Source organism: Synechococcus sp. W55.1 (genome assembly GCF_047461655.1).
Taxonomy (GTDB): Bacteria; Cyanobacteriota; Cyanobacteriia; order Thermostichales; family Thermostichaceae; genus Thermostichus.
Genome location: NZ_JANSHN010000037.1, coordinates 1 through 19154 on the forward strand (window position 1 = coordinate 1; position 19154 = coordinate 19154).

At 58.0% G+C, this 19154-nt stretch carries 14 protein-coding genes; 6 read left to right on the top strand and 8 right to left on the bottom strand.

From position 1 onward, the window contains the following. Positions 1-43: 43 nt before the first annotated feature. From NW816_RS13605 to NW816_RS13615, 3 genes are all read right to left on the bottom strand, one after another. A complete protein-coding gene (locus NW816_RS13605; protein ID WP_414409505.1) occupies positions 44-1921 on the bottom strand; it encodes a DUF4347 domain-containing protein in 1878 nt (625 codons plus the stop codon). A gap of 81 nt (positions 1922-2002) precedes the next feature. Next, a complete protein-coding gene (locus tag NW816_RS13610) occupies positions 2003-2659 on the bottom strand; it encodes a hypothetical protein (RefSeq protein ID WP_414409506.1) in 657 nt (218 codons plus the stop codon). 391 nt (positions 2660-3050) lie between these two features. After that, positions 3051-4109 (bottom strand): vWA domain-containing protein, encoded by a 1059-nt coding sequence (locus NW816_RS13615; RefSeq protein ID WP_414409507.1) that lies wholly within the window; start codon positions 4107-4109, stop codon positions 3051-3053. Positions 4110-4556: 447 nt separating this feature from the next. Here NW816_RS13615 and NW816_RS13620 point away from each other — a divergent pair, with 447 nt between their 5' ends. After that, the gene (locus NW816_RS13620) at positions 4557-5267 is read left to right on the top strand and encodes a hypothetical protein (protein WP_414409508.1); all 711 of its coding nucleotides are present in this window, start codon (positions 4557-4559) and stop codon (positions 5265-5267) included. 39 nt (positions 5268-5306) lie between these two features. Here NW816_RS13620 and tyrS read toward each other — a convergent pair whose 3' ends face one another. Next, positions 5307-6503 (bottom strand): tyrosine--tRNA ligase, encoded by a 1197-nt coding sequence (gene tyrS / locus NW816_RS13625; protein ID WP_414409515.1) that lies wholly within the window; start codon positions 6501-6503, stop codon positions 5307-5309. Between the two features lie 255 nt (positions 6504-6758). Between tyrS and NW816_RS13630 the strand changes: the two genes are divergently transcribed. From NW816_RS13630 to NW816_RS13640, 3 genes are all read left to right on the top strand, one after another. After that, positions 6759-8741: a transglycosylase domain-containing protein gene (locus NW816_RS13630; protein ID WP_414409509.1), complete on the top strand. Its 1983-nt coding sequence runs from the start codon at positions 6759-6761 to the stop codon at positions 8739-8741. A 9-nt stretch (positions 8742-8750) separates the two neighbouring features. Beyond that, positions 8751-9110: a hypothetical protein gene (locus NW816_RS13635; RefSeq protein ID WP_414409510.1), complete on the top strand. Its 360-nt coding sequence runs from the start codon at positions 8751-8753 to the stop codon at positions 9108-9110. Positions 9111-9373: 263 nt separating this feature from the next. Further along, the gene (locus NW816_RS13640; RefSeq protein WP_414380927.1) at positions 9374-9973 is read left to right on the top strand and encodes a superoxide dismutase; all 600 of its coding nucleotides are present in this window, start codon (positions 9374-9376) and stop codon (positions 9971-9973) included. Between the two features lie 97 nt (positions 9974-10070). On the opposite strand, the gene NW816_RS13645 is transcribed toward NW816_RS13640, so the two are convergent. Beyond that, positions 10071-11714: a serine/threonine protein kinase gene (locus tag NW816_RS13645; RefSeq protein WP_414409511.1), complete on the bottom strand. Its 1644-nt coding sequence runs from the start codon at positions 11712-11714 to the stop codon at positions 10071-10073. Between the two features lie 277 nt (positions 11715-11991). Between NW816_RS13645 and NW816_RS13650 the strand changes: the two genes are divergently transcribed. Further along, positions 11992-14076 carry a cation:proton antiporter gene (locus tag NW816_RS13650; RefSeq protein WP_414409512.1) on the top strand — a complete coding sequence of 695 codons (2085 nt, stop codon included), beginning with the start codon at positions 11992-11994 and terminating at the stop codon, positions 14074-14076. Between the two features lie 173 nt (positions 14077-14249). Beyond that, complete coding sequence (gene glyS / locus NW816_RS13655; protein ID WP_414409513.1) at positions 14250-16442, top strand: glycine--tRNA ligase subunit beta; 2193 nt, start codon at positions 14250-14252, stop codon at positions 16440-16442. Positions 16443-16750: 308 nt separating this feature from the next. Here the strand turns inward: glyS and NW816_RS13660 are convergent, their stop codons facing one another. From NW816_RS13660 to NW816_RS13670, 3 genes are all read right to left on the bottom strand, one after another. Next, positions 16751-17674 (bottom strand): fructosamine kinase family protein, encoded by a 924-nt coding sequence (locus NW816_RS13660; RefSeq protein ID WP_414399149.1) that lies wholly within the window; start codon positions 17672-17674, stop codon positions 16751-16753. A gap of 12 nt (positions 17675-17686) precedes the next feature. Next, a complete protein-coding gene (locus NW816_RS13665; RefSeq protein ID WP_414409514.1) occupies positions 17687-18346 on the bottom strand; it encodes a hypothetical protein in 660 nt (219 codons plus the stop codon). A gap of 162 nt (positions 18347-18508) precedes the next feature. Next, on the bottom strand, positions 18509-18961 hold the full coding sequence (locus NW816_RS13670) for a hypothetical protein (RefSeq protein WP_414358508.1): 453 nt from the start codon (positions 18959-18961) through the stop codon (positions 18509-18511). Positions 18962-19154 lie beyond the last annotated feature (193 nt).

Sequence of the window (19154 nt, forward strand, 5' to 3'; positions counted from 1 at the left end):
CCGCGAAATCCTCACCCCCCCACCCCCCCCCACATTTTTTAATTCAACGGCGACCACCGACAGCTACACACAGCAAAACGTCGGCAGCGGCAGCGGTGCCTAAGAGACAGGTTGGTGTCGGTGTTGGCGTCGGTGTCGGTGTTGGCGTTGGCGTTGGTGTCGGGGTAGAGGCAGGATTGACTGTAATAGTGATGGTTGCTTCGTTAGAAATTAACCCTTTCGTGTCCTTTACTGTGTACTTGATTGAAGTTGTAGTACCTGTGAAACCTGGCTCCGGAGTAAAAGTGACTTTCCCAGTGGATGTGTCAACGGTATATGTGCCTTGCCCAGCAACTGTCAGGGTGGTTTCCTGTTCAGGAGTGAGCGGGTCTAAGTCAATGGTAGCGGGATCCAAGCTAAAAACGTAGGCTGTGTCATTGGACAGCACATTGATGGTGACCGATGTATTGGCTGGGGTGGTGGCTGAGTCATTTTTAGCAACGGGGTTGTAAGCAACGATGCCCCCCCCTGCTGTCATGTCCCAACCGCCGTCAGCCTCTGTCGTATTGTTCGGAAACGTTGTGAAGTCTTTGATTGAGCCAATTACGTCATTCCCAACTAGTGAGTAACCATAGAACGTTTTACCAGGTCCTATGCCCAGAGCCTGGTAACTTACGAAAACACCCGACAATTTTTGATTAGCTATGCCAGCTGTAATATTCTTATCCAGACTGGCAGTTCCGCAATTGTCGCTGTGAACATTTGTAAGTGATATCACTGTTCCTTTTCCCCAACCAGTAGCCGGGACCGAGATGACAGAGCCATAAACAAATTGTGTGGGATTTGGATTGAGTTTCGTAATAGCAGCAATTTTAAAAGGATCGTTTCCTCCTCTATCTAGAAGTAGGAAGCCAATCTTATCAAGGTTTGTAAAAGGGGCAGTTATTCCGGTTGGGGTTATAAAGTCCGCTCTCTCAATGTTGTTACTATTCACACTGGCAGTATTTGTAAATAGATTATCCACACCAGCTTTGATAACCGGGTTTGAGGGATTGATTAGGATAGCTTGCTCCATCGACGTAATTCCTAGAGTGCCAGGAGTGGCTGGCGGAATAACCCAGACAATGTTGCAGGTGCCAGTCGCATTGCTGTTATCAACCCGCCTCAGAACAACCTGAGTGGTTGCATCGATTAGAGAGAGCTTTTGACCACCCACTTGAATATCTGTTAGGACAGATCCAGTACCCAACGTGGGAATAGCAGCTACTTGGAGTGTATGCTGGTAGCTGTGATCAATGATTCCTTCAACTACAATCGTAGGGGCAGTAACGCTGCCAGCTGTGGCTTCCAAAACCCAGTCTGCTCCAGCTTTGGCATGTCCTGTGAGGTTGGTAGAAGCAGCGATATCAGCTCCTGTCAGGCGGGCTATTTGCTCTATGAAAAGTCTGCCCTCCAGCCCTGCCGCCACCTCGCAGCCGTAGATTAAAATGTCCGCATCGTCCGCAAGGCTAGATTTCCACTTTGCCAGTAGGTCCGCGTACTCGGGCAAGTTTTCTCGGTTAAGAACTCTTCTGCCCAAGGAGAGTGAGCCTGCCTGCCCGTGAGACAGGATGTGCAGGGTTTTGATGCCTTTTCGTCCTCGCAGTGTCTCTGTGATCTGCTCAATCCCATCTCTATTGGGATCCAGAAAAACAACTTCCGCTCCAGGACGAATGCCTGCCAGCAAGATCGCCAAGTCCGGCAAGGCTTGATCGATAAAGACCAGCTCATCCTGCTTGGGGTGTTGTAGAGACGTTTCCCTAGACGCAGAGAAGCTAGCTTGCTCTACCCCCAAGAGAACCATTAGCAGGGCTGTGGAAACGGTGCCCAAGCTGCGACTAAAAAAGCAAAGCAATCTTTCCAGTTGACCAGGACGAAATGAAGACGGTTTTGAGGTCAGCATTCAACACTCCTCGGCTCTCTCAGCGCGTTCTCTCAGAACACAAAACCAGCTTGACCAAACTTGACTAAAACGAGGCAGCCATCAGTTATCTACCCTCACCGAAACCGGGTTGCTAAAGAGCAACGAGCCCGATGCTGAACGAACCACGGCTCTGTTGGTAATAATGGTGGGAAGAGCGGGAGCTTCAGGAGCAGGCACCCCTGTGGGCGGAGCAGTTGGAAGCTCTATCGGTGGGGTGGGTCGAGGTGTCGGAAAGTCCGTCGGTGCAGGAGGTAGGGGCACCGGAATGCGGAGGCGGCAGGGCTGATCCGATTGATTACCTTCTGGGGCATAGCAAACGCGAATAAGATCCTCCACAAAGCGGAGCTGATTAAAACTAAGTTGATCCGCTTGTCGAATGATGTCAGTGATGATCTCCTCCAAGTTTCGCGCTGTTCTGGAAAGAGGTACGCTGAAAAACAAAATGTTTTCCAGATCCCTAATTTCTGGAGGCGCTAAGTTGAAGAAAGACACTCTATCCCGTTCCCGCAGCAAGATGCGATAAAGGGCTTCGCTCCAAGGGGAAACATCCACGGCTGCGCTGAAAATAAATCCCCGCAGGGGTGTAGGCTGGCCGGACTGACGCCCTTGGCCCAGGAGATTGGACTGAACCGATACCAATTTCCCCGGCGGCTGAGTAATCGATCCGGAAAAGGGGATGGTGAACCGCAAGTTGCCCTCCAAGGCAGTGGTTGACAAGGCAGGCAACAAAATGTCCCCTCTTGAGCTTAGGTTGAACAACTCAACCTTATTGCCTCTTGAAAAGAGCGGCCCTCCCGAACAAAGGGCGGCTGTTGAGCCTGAAGGGCAAAGCTGAGCAAAGGGATCAACCACCAATCCCAAAATGGCAGAGGTAGAGCCAGAGCCAGAGCCGGGATCCCTTGGCGGCGACCCCACGGTCGAGGGGCTGCTGGAGGTACCACCGCAACTTTTCAACAGAGGGGCTAGGCAGCCTGCCAGAGCAGCTAGGGCAAGGGCAGCCTGTTGACAAAACCGTTTGGAGAGTCTTGGTCGTTGAAGCATCTTCTTATCGCCCCGCTTTTTTTAGTTAGTAGGGTGGATAGATGAAGTCAAAAGGGTGCCAAGTGCTCTAGCGGGATCCCACCGTGAGAACGGCGTCGCTAAAAGGCACCACAAAACGGCTGCCTTCTCTCTCAACTCTCAGCTCGCCACTGAGAAGATAAGAACCAGCAGATAGCGGAACATTGCTTTGCACCCTCATTTGCAGGCGGTGCTCCCCAATGGCAGCAGGGAATAAGTTGGCAAAGGGAGCTTCCAGCCCTTCAGAAAACCGTGCCAGCACAAAAGTCCCCTCAGTAGCTGCAGCCAGACGCTGTAACTCCAGAAGATTCAAATCGACCCCCAACCCAACCACATACACGGTGAGTTTTTGTCCTCGCTCTCTGGCCAAAGTTGTCAGCTCCTGAGTAGCTTGGTTGATGGAGCGGGTGCTTTCGTTGTCAATCCCATCGGTGAATACCACCAAGCGGCGGTTGAAACGCTCGGTGGGCCGAAAGTCGCTCAAGAAACGCCCGGCTTCTACCGTGGCATCGTAAAGGGCGGTGTTCCCTCCGGGAACAGCACGCAAAACCCCTCGTCTCAGCAGCTCTCTGTCGCTGGTGAAGTCTTGCAATAGCTGAGCCGTGCGCAGAGGCTGCCCCAGGGCTGTAACGCCAAAGCCTGCTCCCCGGTTGTCAAAGCGCAGAATGGCGCCCAGATCCAGGAGTGCAGGGCGAAATTGATCCAGGAGCCGAAAAACAGCCAGGAAGCGCCGAGATTGGGGATCCAAGACCAGCAGGCTGCCTGAGCCATCCATCAGCACAGCCATGAGCAAAGGCCGCTGAGGCAGATCCGGCGGGGGATTTTCGATCCGGGTGGGTGTCAGGGTCAAGGTTACCGGCTGCGGGATCCCTAGCAAGTCGGTTACCCGGTTTACCTGCAGGCTGACCTGACTGGCAGAGAGCTGGGTTATTGGTTGGGGCGGATCCCCGCCTTGCAGGAGGGCGATGTTGAACTCCATTTCCCCTTGTGTGCCAGAAAAGGAGCGGGTCAGAGCCCCATTGAACGTCAGGCGAGCTTGGGATCCCACAGCAGACGGATCAATGCCTGTACCGCCGGAAGAGCCACAGCCGACAAGGCAGCTTCCCACGAGCACCAGGAGAAGCAGCCAACCAGCTTTTTAGCTTTTTACTTGACCGGGCTGTATTTTTACAGTCATTGCAGCTGCCAGTGCAAGCATAGTGGGGTGGCATGAAAGTACGGAGTTACAGTACCACCCAGTAATTCCGAAAGCTACTGTAGCGCTTGGTGTAGGCGTAAAGATTTTTACTGCAGTTAGAGGATCTCGAGTTCATCTTTTTTCACAATGCGAGCACAGCGGGTCTCAGCTTTGAGCCTAGTAGGGCGGCTAAAGCCTGTCTGCTCCGAGAATTGCTTCGAGATAAAGACCCCTTTGTTTTGCCACTTGTGGCAAGCGTTCTCGCTGACCAATTGTCAAATAAGCCGGCGCTCTCCTCCGTGGCCTATAGTTCATAGCAGCTCATCAGTGCAGGTGTAAGCTCTAAAAGGATCCCCTGGGTGAGGAGGAGAACTGAACATGGCGGCAAAGCAACTCAAGTTCTATTGGAGCCCCCAACACCAGCTCTTTAGCTGCGATGGCGCCAAGTTGGAGGGGCACGGCTACATCCAAACCAACCCCTCCCATGACCTTGTTCACCTGCTCATTGCCGCCAACGGCAACATGCCCTGGCAGCCGGTGGAAAGCCGCGAGCAAACCTGCTTTGCCGAGTACAACGCGGTGATGCTGGAGCATCTGCTGGTGAACTGTTTTAATGCAGGGGTGGTAGGATCCCTGCCTGCTCAGCAGATCATCCCAGAGGCGCGGAAGTTCTTGCGGTGGTTTGTTTCAGAACATTACGCCCCTTTTCCGGTGTCTGAAGAAGAGGCTTTTCGTCGCTTTGCTGCGCACCTGGATATTGAGCGCATTGTGCGTTTGTTCCCCTATTTTTACAGTTTGCGGGCTTGGGAATGCTTCAGCCCCGATTACCGCGCCGAGACCTACGACCTGGAGTTCACCTCCGAGGATGATCCCGTTCGAGAGGCCCCGGAATGGGCGGCGGATCCCAACATTTTGGAGACTCAGGAGCTGGTGCGGCAAAAGCTCTCTGAGGCAGTAGCCGAGGCAGGCTCGATCCGGCCCAAACCGGAGCCCGTTTTCCCGCCAACTTCGTCAGCTTCTCCTCTGTCCGATCCCCCAGCCAAGACCAGGCAGAAAAAAACCGGACTCGGCTTCAAGCCTGCCCGTTGATGGATCCCCTCACCCCTTTCCCACAGGGAGAGGGGAAGACTAATCTGCGCCCTCCACCAGCCGGCGAAAGGCTTTTTTGCCCACCTGCAAAACCCGTCCTGCCAGCTCCGAGACATGGGCAAACTCCAGGTCGGGATCCTCCACCTTTTGCCCATCCAGGCGCACAGCGCCCCCTTGGATCTGCCGACGGGCTTCCGCAGCACTCTTGCACAGGCCACACTCACGCAGGATGTAGCTGAGTTTAACAGGGTAAGACAACCCATCGATGGCAAAGGTGGGGATGGATCCCGTTTCGGCAAGAATACCGTCTAGCACCAGGGCTTGGGCGGTGCGCTGGGCCTCTTCTGCCGCTGCAGGGGAGTGAAACTGGGCCACTAGGGTCTTGGCTAGGAGGATCTGCCGCTGGCGGGGATCCTGCGGCAGCTCGGCAAGGGGCACTGAGGTGAGCAACTCAAAGTAGCGCTCCACCAGGTGATCCGGCACCTTCTCCAGCTTGGAGTACATGGTGAGGGGATCCTCAGTCAGCCCCACGTAGTTGTTTTTGGACTTGGACATTTTCTGGTACCCGTCCAACCCCTCCAAAAGCGGCACCGTCAGGCAAAACTGCGGCGTTTGGCCCTTCCAGATTTGCAGATCTCGCCCGGTGAGCAGGTTAAAGCGCTGGTCGGTTCCCCCCAGTTCCACATCGGCTGCGAGGGCCACCGAGTCGTAACCCTGCAAGAGGGGGTAGAGAAATTCGTGCAAGTATACCGGCGTCCCGGCTTGGTAGCGCTGGGCAAAGTCTTCTTTGGCCAACATCTGCCCCACCGTCATCTGGGCCTGGAGTTCGATCAGCTCACTGAGAGTCAGGCGGGCCAGCCACTCGCTGTTGCGGCGCACCTCCAGCCGACCGGGGGTCTCAAAATCCAAAATCTTGCCGGCTTGCTCCAGATAGGTGCGGGCGTTTTCCTCCACTTCTGCCGGGGTGAGGCGGGGACGGGCCTCCGATTGGCCGGTGGGATCCCCTACCAGAGCTGTGAAGTCCCCAATGAGCAAAATGGCCACATGGCCCGCATCCTGAAACTGCCGCAGCTTGCGCAACACCACCGAATGCCCCAGGTGCAGATCCGGTCGGGTGGGATCGATGCCCAGCTTCACCCGCAGGGGACGATCCGCTTGCGCCAAGCGCTCCGCCAGGGCAGCAGCTCCTCCTGGAAAGATCTCGGCCACCCCCCGCTCAACAATTTGGGCTATCAACGGATCCCGGTACGTTGGCGAAACTGAGGCTGACGATAAACTCAAATCCTGCTCCTCCGGCTGAACCCATGAGCCATTTTAAGCCCACGCAAATTAAGCCCACGCAAAAGATGGTCGGCTCTCAACTCGCTCCACCTAGCCCGGTTGGAGTTGTCGATGGGTGAGGTTGGCCATCCTGCCGGGCCGATAGACGCCGCCCTATAATGGGTCTGGCTTGTTGTTGCTTCGCAACACGGACGTGACAGGGTTTTTGACGTGACCTACGGTCGCAGACCATTGGCCCGCCGGGCGAGAAAGCCGGGGTTGGAGCGTGTCTCCAATTCCCCTTTTTCCGGATCGGGGTTTGACGAGCACGCCGACTATACCCCACCCACCCGCCCCTCCCGGATTGCCCAGGTTGCCGGTGTGGTGGGCAATCTGTTGCTGGGATCCCTGCTCTTGGGATCCACGGCAACGGCTGCCGGATTGGTGGGGCTGGCCATTAGCTTCCGCAACTTGCCGGACGTGCATCAATTGCGGGATTACGTGCCCATTGCCACCACCCACATCGTCGATATTCGGGGCGAGCCCATTGCCAGCCTACACGGGGAGGCCAACCGGGAAGTGATCTCCCTTGAACAGGTCTCGCCGGAGATGAAAAAGGCCTTGCTGGCCATTGAAGACAGCCACTTTTACACCCATCCAGGCATTAATCCGGTCAGCTTGGGCCGGGCGATCCTAGGCAGTGTGGAGGGGGGTATAGGCTCGGCGGGGGGGGGATCCACCCTGACAATGCAGTTGGTCAAGAACCTGTTTTTGAGGCCGGAGCGTACCCTCAGCCGTAAAGTCGCCGAGATCGTGTTGGCGGTGCGCCTAGAACAGGTCTTCAGCAAAGACGAGATCCTGGAGATGTACCTCAACCAGGTGTACTGGGGGCACAATCTCTACGGCATCCAGGCGGCGGCCCGCAGCTACTTCAACAAGGATGCGTCTGAACTGAACTTGGCTGAAGCGGCGATGTTGGCTGGGATCCTGCCGGCCCCGGAAACCCTCAGCCCCTTTCGCAACCTGGAGGGAGCCAAACGGCGGCAACACCTGGTGCTGGATCGTCTGGTGGAGCTGAAGTGGATTACCCCCGAGGAAGCCCAGGCGGCGCGGGAGCAAAAGCTGACCTTAGGCCGCATTACCTCCTTTCAAAGTAACGCCCCAGCAGTTACCGACGCCATTGAGGCGGAGCTGCGGCGCCGCTATGGGGAACAAGCTCTAATGCAAGGAGGTCTGCGGGTTCAGTCCACCATCGATCTGCGTCTGCAGCGCCTTGCCCAGCGCATTGTCAATGAAGATGGCCCCCGCATTGGGGCAGCTCGTCGTGCCGATCAAATGGCTTTGGCGGCAGTGGATCCCCGTACCGGCTATGTGAAGGCCATTGTGGGCGGGATCAACGCTCAGCGGGGCCAATTTAACCGCGCCACCCAGGCGTTTCGCCAAACGGGATCCACCTTTAAGCCCTATGTGTACTACGCGGCTCTGGCCAGCGGGCGCTATTCACCCGGCAGCATTTTGGAAGATACCCCCGTCACCTATCCCGGCTCGCCGCCCTACAGCCCGAAAAACTACGACAACACCTTTTATGGCCCCCTCACCTTTGCTCGGGCTTTGGAGCTCTCCCGCAACGTGCCCACGGTCAAGTTGGCCGATGATGTCGGGATCCGCAACGTCATTGCAGCGGCTCAGGCCACGGGTATTACTGCCGAGATGTTCCCCAACTTGGCCACAGCTTTGGGCTCGGCCAGCATCAGCCCCCTGGAGATGGCGGCTAGCTATGCGGTGTTTGCCAACGGCGGATATCGGGTGGAGCCGACCCTCTTGGCCCAGGTGGTGGATCGCAACGGCCAAATCCTCTTCGAGGCCAGGCCTCAGCCGCAGCGGGTTTTGGATCCCTGGGCGGTGGCTACGCTCAACCAAATCCTCAAAGGGGTAGTGACCCAAGGCACCGGGAGGGCAGCTCGTCTGGACGATGGGCGACCTGTAGCCGGCAAAACCGGCACCACCTCTGATTTCCGCGACGCTTGGTTCATCGGCTATGTGCCGCAACTGTCTACCGCCATTTGGATTGGCAACGACAACAACTCCCCCATGCTGCCCGGCACCGCCGGCGGGGCCTTTGTTGCCCCCACCTGGAAGCGCTTTATGACCGAGGCTCTGCAAGGGATCCCACCCCAGGACTTTCCCAGCCCGCATCAGTTCCGTCGTCCCTAGGGGGGATCCATGACCTACAGCGAAGAGCGGCTGGCGCGTATCGAGCGCACGGTGGAGGCCAATGCCCAGGCCATCGCCCAACTGACCCGACAGAACCAAGAGGTGCTGCAAACCATTGCCGGCACCGAGGAGCGCATTGCCAGGGCCGAGGAGCGCATTGCCAGAGCCGAGGAGCGCATTGCCAGAGCCGAGGAGCGCCTCGAGGCCGAGGTCAAACGGTGGGACGAGCGGTTTTTCCAGCTCAGCCGCGATACCCTCAACTTCACCCGCAATGTGGTTACCATTGCCGCCATCACGGCGGTTTTGATCCCCCTGCTCAGGGATGTCGCTCCCCTGCTGATCGAGCTGCTGCGGGAGGGATCCCGTTAGCCCTCTGTAGCTGGGACATCTCGCTTTTCCAACCGCTGGCCAACAAGTGGTTATCGGCAATTGCGCTGAGACAGCCGCGATTCCACCTCTCTGGGGTCGAGCAGGGTTCCAACCGGAATCGAGGTGTCCAAGGGATCCCAGCGCGTACTGATTCTGAGTTACACTAAGACTGCAAAGAAAGGTAACGCCTTTTTCTGGTTCTCCTGACCCTTCACCGCGTTCTTTCTTGCATTCCTTGCACAAGACACAGAGGACAGACGATTATGGCTTTTGAACTCCCGGCTCTGCCCTATCCTGCCGACGCGCTGAAGCCCTACATGTCGGCAGAAACGTTTTCCTTCCACCACGGCAAGCACCACGCGGCCTACGTAGCCAACCTGAACAAGCTCATCGAGGGCACCGATCTGGCCAACAAGTCTCTGGAAGAAATCATCAAGGCCACCTTTGGGGATCCCAACAAAGCGGGTATCTTCAACAATGCTGCCCAAGTTTGGAATCACACCTTTTTCTGGGAATCCATGAAGCCAGGCGGGGGAGGTGCGCCTACCGGGCCTATTGCCGACAAGATCAACGCCGACTTTGGCGGCTATGACAAGTTTGCAGAAGCCTTCAAGACGGCAGCCGCCACCCAATTTGGCAGCGGTTGGGCCTGGCTGGTGCTGGACAACGGCACCCTGAAGGTCACCAAAACCCCCAATGCCGAAAACCCCCTGGTTTACGGCCAAACGCCCCTGCTCACTTTGGATGTGTGGGAGCACGCCTACTACCTGGATTACCAAAACCGGCGGCCTGACTTCATCAGCGCCTACCTGGAGCACCTGGTGAACTGGGATGCCGCCAATGCCCGGCTGGCTGCCGCCTGACTCTACCTGTTCTGGGATCCCTTGACGGGGGATCCCATCGAGGACTAGCCCTATGTCTCTGTTTGCGAAGGGATCCTTAGGGATCCCTTTTTTGCGCCTAGTCTTTCCCCAAGCGTTCTCGCTCCTCGCGCAACCGCTCCAGAAAGCCGGGGGTAGGGGGTTGGGTTGGGGGTGCTGCAGGGGGAGCAGGAGTTGGAGCAACCCGGTTCACTTGGGGAAACAAAGGTTGATTGATGGGCGGCGGGGGGAGAGGCTTGGCCGGGACAGGGGCTGGAGAAGGTGGAGCAGCGGGCGTGGGCACGGCAACCGGTCGGGGCGGCGGCGCAGCAGGCACTGGAGTGGGAGGGGACACCTGCCGAGTTGGAGCGGGGGGCTGAGGAGTAGGGGACACTGCCCCTGAAGTTGCCTCCGGCCTGGGTGTGGGCTCGCTTGCAGACTCACCCATTCCCGGATCGGGGGCGGGATCATCCTCAAACACCGGTTTGCCCTCCGGATCCCGTAGCAGCCAGTCCAGCAGAGGTTCAGGAGTGGCTGAGGGATCCCGCTCAGGGTGCTCTGCACCGCCGACTGGAAGGGGGCGTTCGGGGGCAGCAGGCGGTCTTTCGCTGCCTGGGCCCGGATCCAACAGCAGACGCAGGCCCCAGAAGGTGCTCCCCGCAATGACAACAAAAAGGGCTATCCCAGCCCAGAGGGGAAACGGCTTGGCCTCGGGCTCTGCCTGGGTACTGAGCAGGTGTGTGCCCGACTGCCCTGCATCCACCGCCGCCAGGGTGCGCTCGGAGAAGATGGGTGCGGTTGGGGGGGGCGCGAGGGAAGAGCTGGCAGCGCTCTGGGAGTGCAGGGATCCCTCCAATTGGGCGCTGAGAACCTTCATATCTTGGGGCCGCCGGTCGGGATCTTTGGCCAGACAGGAGAGCACCACCTGTTCCAGCTCCAGCGGAATCTCATAGGGCAAATTCGAGCGATCGAAGGGCTGAGGCTGTTGGTAATTGTGGGCCTCGTACCAGCCGGGGAAAGAATCGCTCTTGGGTCGCAGAGGTTGTTGCCCGGTCAACATGCGGTAGAGCACTACGCCAAGCGAGTAGATATCCGAGCGGGCATCCAGGGCTTCCCCGCGCACCTGTTCGGGAGAGGCATAGCGCACCGTACCCAAAAAGCCGGTGGTCTGGGTGCCGAGGGCAAGGGAAACGTCGCTGAGGAGCTTGGCAATGCCGAAATCCAAGATTTTGACGGTCTCCCCCAACGTTTCATCTTTTAGGACGAAGAGGTTGCTGGGTTTGATGTCGCGATGGATCACCCCCTTGATGAGATGGCCATCCTGCTCGGTCTCTAGGTTGTGGGCGTAATAGAGACCGGCACACACTTGGCGGGCAATCCTCACCACCTGTTGAGGCGGCAGCACCGGCTGCTTGAGCATCAGCTCCCCCAAACTGCGCCCCGTCAGGTATTCCATCACCAGGTAAGGTTGGTCGTTCTCTAGGCCATAGTCCAATACCTTGACAATGGCAGGGTGCTCCCCCAGCAGCGTGCTGATGCGAATTTCCTGCTGAAAACGTTTGTGCAACTGGCGTCGGGTGTTGTCATCGCCTGCTAAGTTTTGGTGCAACAGCTTGACCGCCACCGGACGGTTGAACAGGCGCGTATCGACAGCCTTGAACACCCGCCCCATGCCACCTGCTGCAATGCTGTGAACCAGTTGATAGCGCTGGCCGATCACTTTTCCAGGAGCAAGCTGGTTCATGGGCAGCCCAAGAGCATGTACCCTCTGATTCTAATGCGTGTTTCTCGGGGGTTTCTCCCGCCTTTCTCTGGGCACTACTGCCAAGCTGTTTTCACTGCTTAATGTGTCTTAATGTGTCTGATGTACTTACTTTTGAATACTTATTAAACGCCCTGCCAGTAATTGAAGGCCGGACAAAGTCTGTGGGGCATCGAGAGCTACTTGGATCTGGAGGGATCTGATAGACTCATGCGGGCGCTTTGCCGGGTCTGTTCATTAGCTGTCTGTCGGGTGATTTATGCTGGCTAACTGGCTGCAAATTTCGGGGATCCCTCTAGCCCTGATCGGCCCTGTTGAGAATCCGGTGCTGGTGTTTTTGATCATCCTGACCATCATGCTGGTGGCTCCCTTGCTATTTGAGCGGCTGCGCCTGCCGGGGATCATCGGGTTAATCTTGGCTGGGCTGGTGGTGGGGCCCTACGGCTTGGGCATCTTGCGGCGGGACGAGACCATCATCCTGCTGGGCACGGTGGGGCTGTTGTTTCTCATGTTCATGGCGGGGCTGGAGACCAGTCTGGAAGATTTGAAGCTCAATGCCGGGAAGGCCACCATCTTCGGGGCGCTCACCTTTCTGTTGCCCATGCTCATCGGCACAGCAGCCATGTTGGCCATTGGGTATGGCTTTCTGGCGGCGGTGCTGGTGGCCTCTTGTTTTGCCTCTCACACCCTGATCGGTCTGCCCATCATCTCGAAGCTGGGGTTGATGCGCCTGCAGACGGTGACGGCAACTTTGGGGGCCACCCTTATCACGAATGTCCTGGCTTTGTTGGTGCTGGCGGTGGTGGTGCGCGCCCACCAAGGGGAGCTGTCGCTGCGCTTTTGGCTGACGTTGATCCCTTCCATTGCCCTCTACACGTTTGCCACCCTGTGGGGGGTGCCTAAGCTGGGCAGTTGGTTCTTTCAACGCTTTGGTCACGACGAGGGAGCAGAGTTTACTTTCGTGATCGCCACTTTGTTTGTGGTGGCCTACGGAGCGGGGTTGATCGGCATTGAGCCGGTGGTGGGAGCCTTTCTGGCCGGGACGGCCATTACCCCCATCATCCCCCAGCTCAGCCCCCTGATGAACCGGATCCAGTTTATTGGCAACACCCTGTTTGTGCCTTTTTTCTTGATCTCGGTGGGGATGCTGATCAATCCCGGCATTCTCTTGGGAGAGCCGCGCTCGCTGCTGGTGGGAGGGGTGATGATCGCAGCGGAGGTGGTGAGCAAGTTTCTGGCCGCTTGGATCCCGGCCCAACTGTTTGGCTGGCGCTTTGCCAGCACGATGATCATGTTCGGTTTGTCGATGGCTCAGGCGGCGGCTACCCTGGCGGCGATCACGGTGGCTTTTCAGGTGGAGTTGGTGGATGAGCTGACGGTGAACGGCACCATTGCCATGATCCTGGTGACCTGTGTTGCCTCGCCTTGGATTGTGGCCCGCTGGGGAGAGCAAATGCAGCCAGCCGAAGTGGCGGCAGAGTCCACTGAATTGCCCAAGCCAGATTGGGGAGCTCGCGTCTTGGTGCCGGTGGCCAACCCGGATACCGAAAGCAACCTGCTGCAGTTGGCGTTGATTTTGGCCAAAAAGGGCGGGGGAACGCTGCTGCCGCTGCATGTTTTGTCTGACCGTGCTGGGATCTCGCCGGCAGCCCTGGCTCGGCAAGAGCAGTTGTTGACCTTTGCAGAAGCTCTGGCCCACAGCGCCGTGACCCGAGTGGAGCCGATTCGGCGGGTGGATGACTCGGTGGAAAAAGGGATCATTCGCTCGGCGGCGGAACGGCAGGCGACCTTGGTGATCCTGGGCTGGAAGGGCTACTCCACCTATACAGAGAACTTTTTCGGCAGCATCATCGACGCGGTGGTGCGGCAGGTGGGGATCCCAGTGTTGATCACGCGGTTTCCGGTACCCATCGAGACGGCGCGCCGCATCCTCTTGGTTGCACCGGAGCTGGAGGTCTCTCCCGGATCCCTGCAGCAGACCATTGGGCTGGCGCAAACGCTGGCCGGCGAATTGAAAGCAGGTTTGCAGATTCTGCTGATGCAAACCCGACCTGGGCGGAAAAGCTCCCCAGCCTTGGTGGCAGAAAGCTATGCTCACCTGCCGGTTCAGCGGGTGCAGGGGGGGGTGGTGGCGGAAGCCTTCAAAGCGCTGCAGCCAGGAGATGTGTTGGTATTGGTTCCCAGCGAAACCGGCAACCGGTCGCGTCTGGGCCGAGAGCCGGAGACCATCGCCCGCAACCGACCCAGCCTTCCCATCATCGTGGTGCATTTGCCACGGGACTCGGCCTATCCCTTGCGCCAAGGAGAGGGGGCTCTTGCCGCTACAGAGTCAACTTGGCAGTGATGGCTTTGGAGTGTTGTCTGGCGGATTTGAGCTCTTGTCTCAACTCCGCCCCAGCTCCCCTGGTAAACTGGGATACCCCGGCTTCGGAACCATCGTGAGCCAGAAGGGAGGCTTAGAGCCATAGACTATGTTGATTGAGGAAGTGGGGATGGTACCCTACGGAGCACAGGAGTATGGTTGCCTATTTGCTGGAAGTCGGCTGTGAGGAACTCCCGGCCAGTTTTGTGGATTCGGCCCTAGAGCAGTGGCGAACCGGGATCCCGGCCTCTTTGGCGGAGGCTCATCTGCAAGCGGAGCAGATGCAGCTTTTCGGTACGCCGCGCCGCCTGGCGGTTCTGTTGCAGGGGTTGCCCACCCAGCAGCCGGATCGCACCCTAGAGGTGAAAGGGCCACCGGTTCAGGTCGCCTACCAAGATGGCCAGCTCACTCCTGCCGGGGAAAAATTTGCCCAAAAACAAGGGGTGGATCCCGGCAGCCTGGAAATCCGGCAAGTGGGCAAGGGATCCTTTGTGTTTGCGGTGCAGCGGGTGCGGGGCCGACCGACGGCAGCCGTGCTCCAAGAATTGGCACCCGCCTGGATTACCAACTTGAGTGGGGAACGGCTGATGCGCTGGGCCTGCGGGGATCTGAAGTTTCCGCGCCCCATTCGCTGGCTGGTTTCCCTTTGGGATGATCAGGTGCTGCCTTTGCTGCTGCCGACCCACGAGGACAATACCATGCCGGGCTTGGTGGCCGGGCGGGTTAGCCGGGGGCACCGCGTTTTGGGATCCCAGCAGGTCACTCTGGAGCGGGCCGAGAGCTACGTTCAGCAAATGCAAGAGGCCGGGGTCAGCCCCGATCCGGCAGTGCGGGAAGCGTACATTCAGGCCGAGGTAACCAAGCTGGCCAGGCAGGTGAATGGGGAAGCGCAGATCCCTGCCCCTCTGCTGCGGGAGGTGGTGCAGTTGGTGGAGTGGCCGACGGCGGTTTTGGGGCGTTTTGAGCCGGAATTTTTGCGCCTGCCGCCGGCGGTGATCGAGACGGTGATGATCATCCACCAACGCTATTTCCCGGTACGGGATGGCCGGGATCCCCAGAAATTGCTGCCCTATTTCATCACCATTTCCAATGGCGACCCTGGGCAATCGGAGCGGATCGGGGCAGGCAACAGCCGGGTGGTACGGGCGCGCCTGGCGGATGCCCGCTTTTTCTACGAAGAGGATCGGCGGATCCCTTTGGCGGAGCGGGTGGAGCGCCTACAGGCAGTCGCCTTTGCTGAGGGGCTGGGATCCATGCGGGACAAGGTGGAGCGCATCCGCCACATCAGCCGCCTCATTGCTGCTGCCTTGAACTTGGATGCCCAGGAACAAGCGCTGGTGGAGCGCACGGCTTACCTGTGCAAGGCGGATCTGGTTACCCAAATGGTGTACGAATTCCCGGAGCTGCAGGGGATCATGGGGGCCGACTACGCTCGGCAGGATGGGGAACCGGAGGCGGTAGCCGAGGGGATTGAGCAACACTACTGGCCTTTGGGAGCGGGGGACGCTTTGCCCACAGCACTGACGGGGCGGGTGGTGGGCTGGGCAGATCGCCTGGATACCTTGGTGGGCATGTTTCGCTTGGGGCGGATCCCCACCGGCTCCTCGGATCGCTTTGCCCTGCGGCGGGCCGCCAACAGCCTGGTGCTGGTTGCCTGGGATGCCGGCTGGACTTTTGACTTCAACTTGCTGTTGCAGAGCGTGGTGCAGGACTATGCCTTTGGCGATGTCCACACCTTGCGAGCCTTGCAGGAGTTTTTGGCCCAACGGATACAGACCCTTTTGCAGGAGGAAAAACGGATTGATTACGACTTGGTCAGGGCTGTGGTGGGGGATCCCGAGTCGGTCAAAGCGGAGGATCCCCAGAAGGCCGAGCTCACCATGCGGGCCCTGGGCAACCTGCCCTTGACTTTGCTGCGGGCGGAGTACCTGCAACACCTGCGGGCCACCGGGGAATTGGCGGATCTCTATCCCACCCTCAATCGCTGTGCCCGCCTGGCAGCCCAAGGGGACTTGGACTACGCCGTGGTGGATCCGGCAGCCGCCGTGGATCCCGACCAGTTGCAGGAGGCGGCAGAAAGGGAGTTGTACGAGGCTTGCCAGAAGGTCTATCGCCTGGGGGTGGAGCCAGCCCTTCAGGGAGACTTTGTCCCCTTGGTGGAAGCTCTGCAAGCAGCAGCCCCTCAGGTAGCCCAGTTTTTTGAAGCCGTTCTGGTGATGGATCCGGATCCTGTGCGACGGGCCAGCCGGCTCAATTTGCTGGGAGTATTGCGCAACCAGTCCCGCCTGTTGGGGGACATGGGGGCTGTGGTCATGGCAGGGGAATCCTCGCCGGAGAAGACCCCCTAGCCGTTTCAGATCAGTTTACTTCGAGACAGATCCCCCTCACCCCCAGCTTCTCTCCCAGAGGGAGCTACCCCCCAAGGACTCTGTCCCACTGGCGCGAACGGCTTGGGAATGGACATATCGTCATTTCCACTCAAACTCAGAACACTGTGCCCACACCTAAACCGTTGGTCGCGTCTTCGCGTCAGCGTTGCGGAGCAATAGCGTTGCGGAGCAATAATGCAGGGGGTTAGAAGGTTTTTCAAGGACTCCGTCCCGCTGGCGCGATCAGTAGCCCAGGCGTCTCATCTTAACCTGAACAACCATACGATTTATCCAAGAAATTGCAAACACTGCTGCAAAGCCCGCTGCACCGAGCCTAGGTAGCCCTCTCCAAACAGGTTGAGATGGTTGAGCCAGTGGTAGAGCTGGTAGAGGGGCTTGCGGTGAGGATATCCCTTATCCAAAGGATAGGTCTGCTGATAAGCCCGATAGAACTCCGGCGGAAAGCCGCCAAACAGTTCTGTCATCGCCAGATCCGTCTCTCGATCCCCGTAGTAGGTGGCCGGATCGAAAATCACCGGGGATCCATCGGCCAAGGCCCCGTAGTTGCCGCCCCACAGATCTCCATGCAACAGAGCGGGTTCTGGCCTGTAGTCCTGAAAAAAGGCTTCCAGCTCCGCCATTACCCGTTCGGCTTGGGCCACCCACGTGCCGCGATACCCCTGTTGGCAAGCCAATTTCACCTGGTAGAGCAGCCGCTGTTCCCGATAAAAATCCGGCCAATTCTGCCGCCAACTGTTGATCTGAGGCGTAGAGCCGATGGTGTTGTCCCGCTCCCAGCCGTAGCTGCCGTTGGGGGATAGGGTGCGGTGCAACTGGGCCAACTGGGATCCCAACAAACCCGCAGTGTGCGGACGGGGCGAGGTTAGCTCCAGGTATTCCAGCACCAAGTAGGCCTGCTCTCCTACGGATCCCCAGATGATGGGCTGAGGTACGCGAATGGCCTGGGCAGCCGCTAGGGTTTGCAAGCCCGCAGCTTCCGCTGCAAACATCTCCAGCGCTCTTTCTCCCCCACGGGCCAATTTGACAAAGTAGTCTCTTGCCCCTTCTGCAAGAGGGTTTTGGGAAGCGCAAGAAAACCGATAGGTGGCGTTGATGCTGCCCCCGCCCACAGAACGATACTGCAGGGGCCGTAAGGGATCCCCTGTCGCTTCCGCAAGGTGCTGGGCGATGGTTTGCCAAAGAGTTTGCATCAGCAGCCAAAGTCAATTGTCGGAGAAAAACAGGTACTTAATCAGACCTGTAAGCACACCACCCACTAGGGTAATAATTGCCCCTCGGCTGATGAACTCCTGGTTGTCCAAGCGCTTGCCAATCCCGTCCATCTTCTCGCTCAGTTTGCCTTCCATCCCGTTGATCCTTTCGTTCAACTGGGCCTCAATGCCATCAATTTTCTCGGTGAGCTTGACCTCGACGCTGTTAATCCTTTCGTTCAACTGGGCCTCAACGCCATCGATTTTCTCGGTGAGCTTGACCTCGACGCTGTTAATCCTTTCGTTCAGCTTGGCCTCAACGCCATCGATTTTCTCGGTGAGCTTGACCTCGACGCCGTTGATCCTTTCGTTCAACTGGGCCTCAACGCCATCGATTTTCTCGGTGAGCTTGACCTCGACGCTGTTAATCCTTTCGTTCAGCTTGGCCTCAACGCCATCGATTTTCTCGGTGAGCTTGACCTCGACGCTGTTAATCCTTTCGTTCAGCTTGACCGCCACCCCGTCAACCCGCTCTTCCAGCCGCTTGATCTCCCCTTGCAGCCTTGTTTCCACCTGGCGGATCTCGCCCCGCATTTCTGTAAATTGCAGGTCGATCTTCCGATCCAGGGCGAGGATGAGATCTCTGAGATCGGGCTGGGCAGTTTCGTTCATGGGAAAGAGAGCAGCGGGGCTTGAAGCCATTATGGCAGCAGAGCACTCTGCTTCATCGTGTCGTTTGTCTTGTCAGCCTTGCTCAAGTTCATTCCAGAATGAACGTTTGCAGGCTTGCCATGGCAGCGCCGAAATCCTCGGTCAATTGGGGTGGCCCAGCTCCTATTCCCCTTCAGTAGGTGCTGCTGCCTCAGGATCCAAAACGGCTCCTGCCCCGTAAGAGTCAATATCTATGGCCTGGGAGCCGCCCGTAGCCAACAGAGCCAGCAGGGATCCCAACTGCCACCACACCAAGCCTGCCGTGCCCAACACTAGGATCCCACCGACGCAGGCGGCCAGAGCCATAGGCAGGCCAAACACATTCAAACACGCAGCCACAAAGCCAAAGGTAAACAAGCAGCAGAGACTGTAGGTGAGGATCACCCCAGGAGTGCGATAGCGAATTTGGGCTTGGCTATCCCGGTTGAGCTGCCAAAGGGCTACCTGGTATTCCAACTTGTCCTTGAAAAGGATGCCAAAGATAACGGCAAAAAAGCTGAGCAGGGCAATGGCAGAGTAAATGGGGGGATTGGCGAAGGGATCAGAAAAGTTGCCGCCGGCGTAAAGGGATTCCATGGGGCCTACCTCGGTTCGGGATCTAAGCTCTTAGCTTAACATTTCTTAGCATTACTGCCAGTAAGCCGGGTTGCGTTAGCTCCACCAAGTCCACCCTAACCAGGTTGTCGCTCACCAAAAAACTGGGTCTGAAGCCCCGCCCTTGAGGCCTACGGCCCGCTGACGCGACAGGGCGGCTTTCATGTGTGTACAA

Bases quoted from the DNA above. Each gene is read 5' to 3' on its own strand.
- NW816_RS13620 (WP_414409508.1), top strand. From the start codon at position 4,557: ATGGCGGCAAAGCAACTCAAGTTCTATTGGAGCCCCCAACACCAGCTC.
- NW816_RS13640 (WP_414380927.1), top strand. From the start codon at position 9,374: ATGGCTTTTGAACTCCCGGCTCTGCCCTATCCTGCCGACGCGCTGAAG.
- NW816_RS13635 (WP_414409510.1), top strand. From the start codon at position 8,751: ATGACCTACAGCGAAGAGCGGCTGGCGCGTATCGAGCGCACGGTGGAG.
- NW816_RS13645 (WP_414409511.1), bottom strand. From the start codon at position 11,714: ATGAACCAGCTTGCTCCTGGAAAAGTGATCGGCCAGCGCTATCAACTG.
- NW816_RS13670 (WP_414358508.1), bottom strand. From the start codon at position 18,961: ATGGAATCCCTTTACGCCGGCGGCAACTTTTCTGATCCCTTCGCCAAT.
- NW816_RS13665 (WP_414409514.1), bottom strand. From the start codon at position 18,346: ATGAACGAAACTGCCCAGCCCGATCTCAGAGATCTCATCCTCGCCCTG.
- NW816_RS13605 (WP_414409505.1), bottom strand. From the start codon at position 1,921: ATGCTGACCTCAAAACCGTCTTCATTTCGTCCTGGTCAACTGGAAAGA.
- glyS (WP_414409513.1), top strand. From the start codon at position 14,250: ATGGTTGCCTATTTGCTGGAAGTCGGCTGTGAGGAACTCCCGGCCAGT.
- NW816_RS13660 (WP_414399149.1), bottom strand. From the start codon at position 17,674: ATGCAAACTCTTTGGCAAACCATCGCCCAGCACCTTGCGGAAGCGACA.
- NW816_RS13650 (WP_414409512.1), top strand. From the start codon at position 11,992: ATGCTGGCTAACTGGCTGCAAATTTCGGGGATCCCTCTAGCCCTGATC.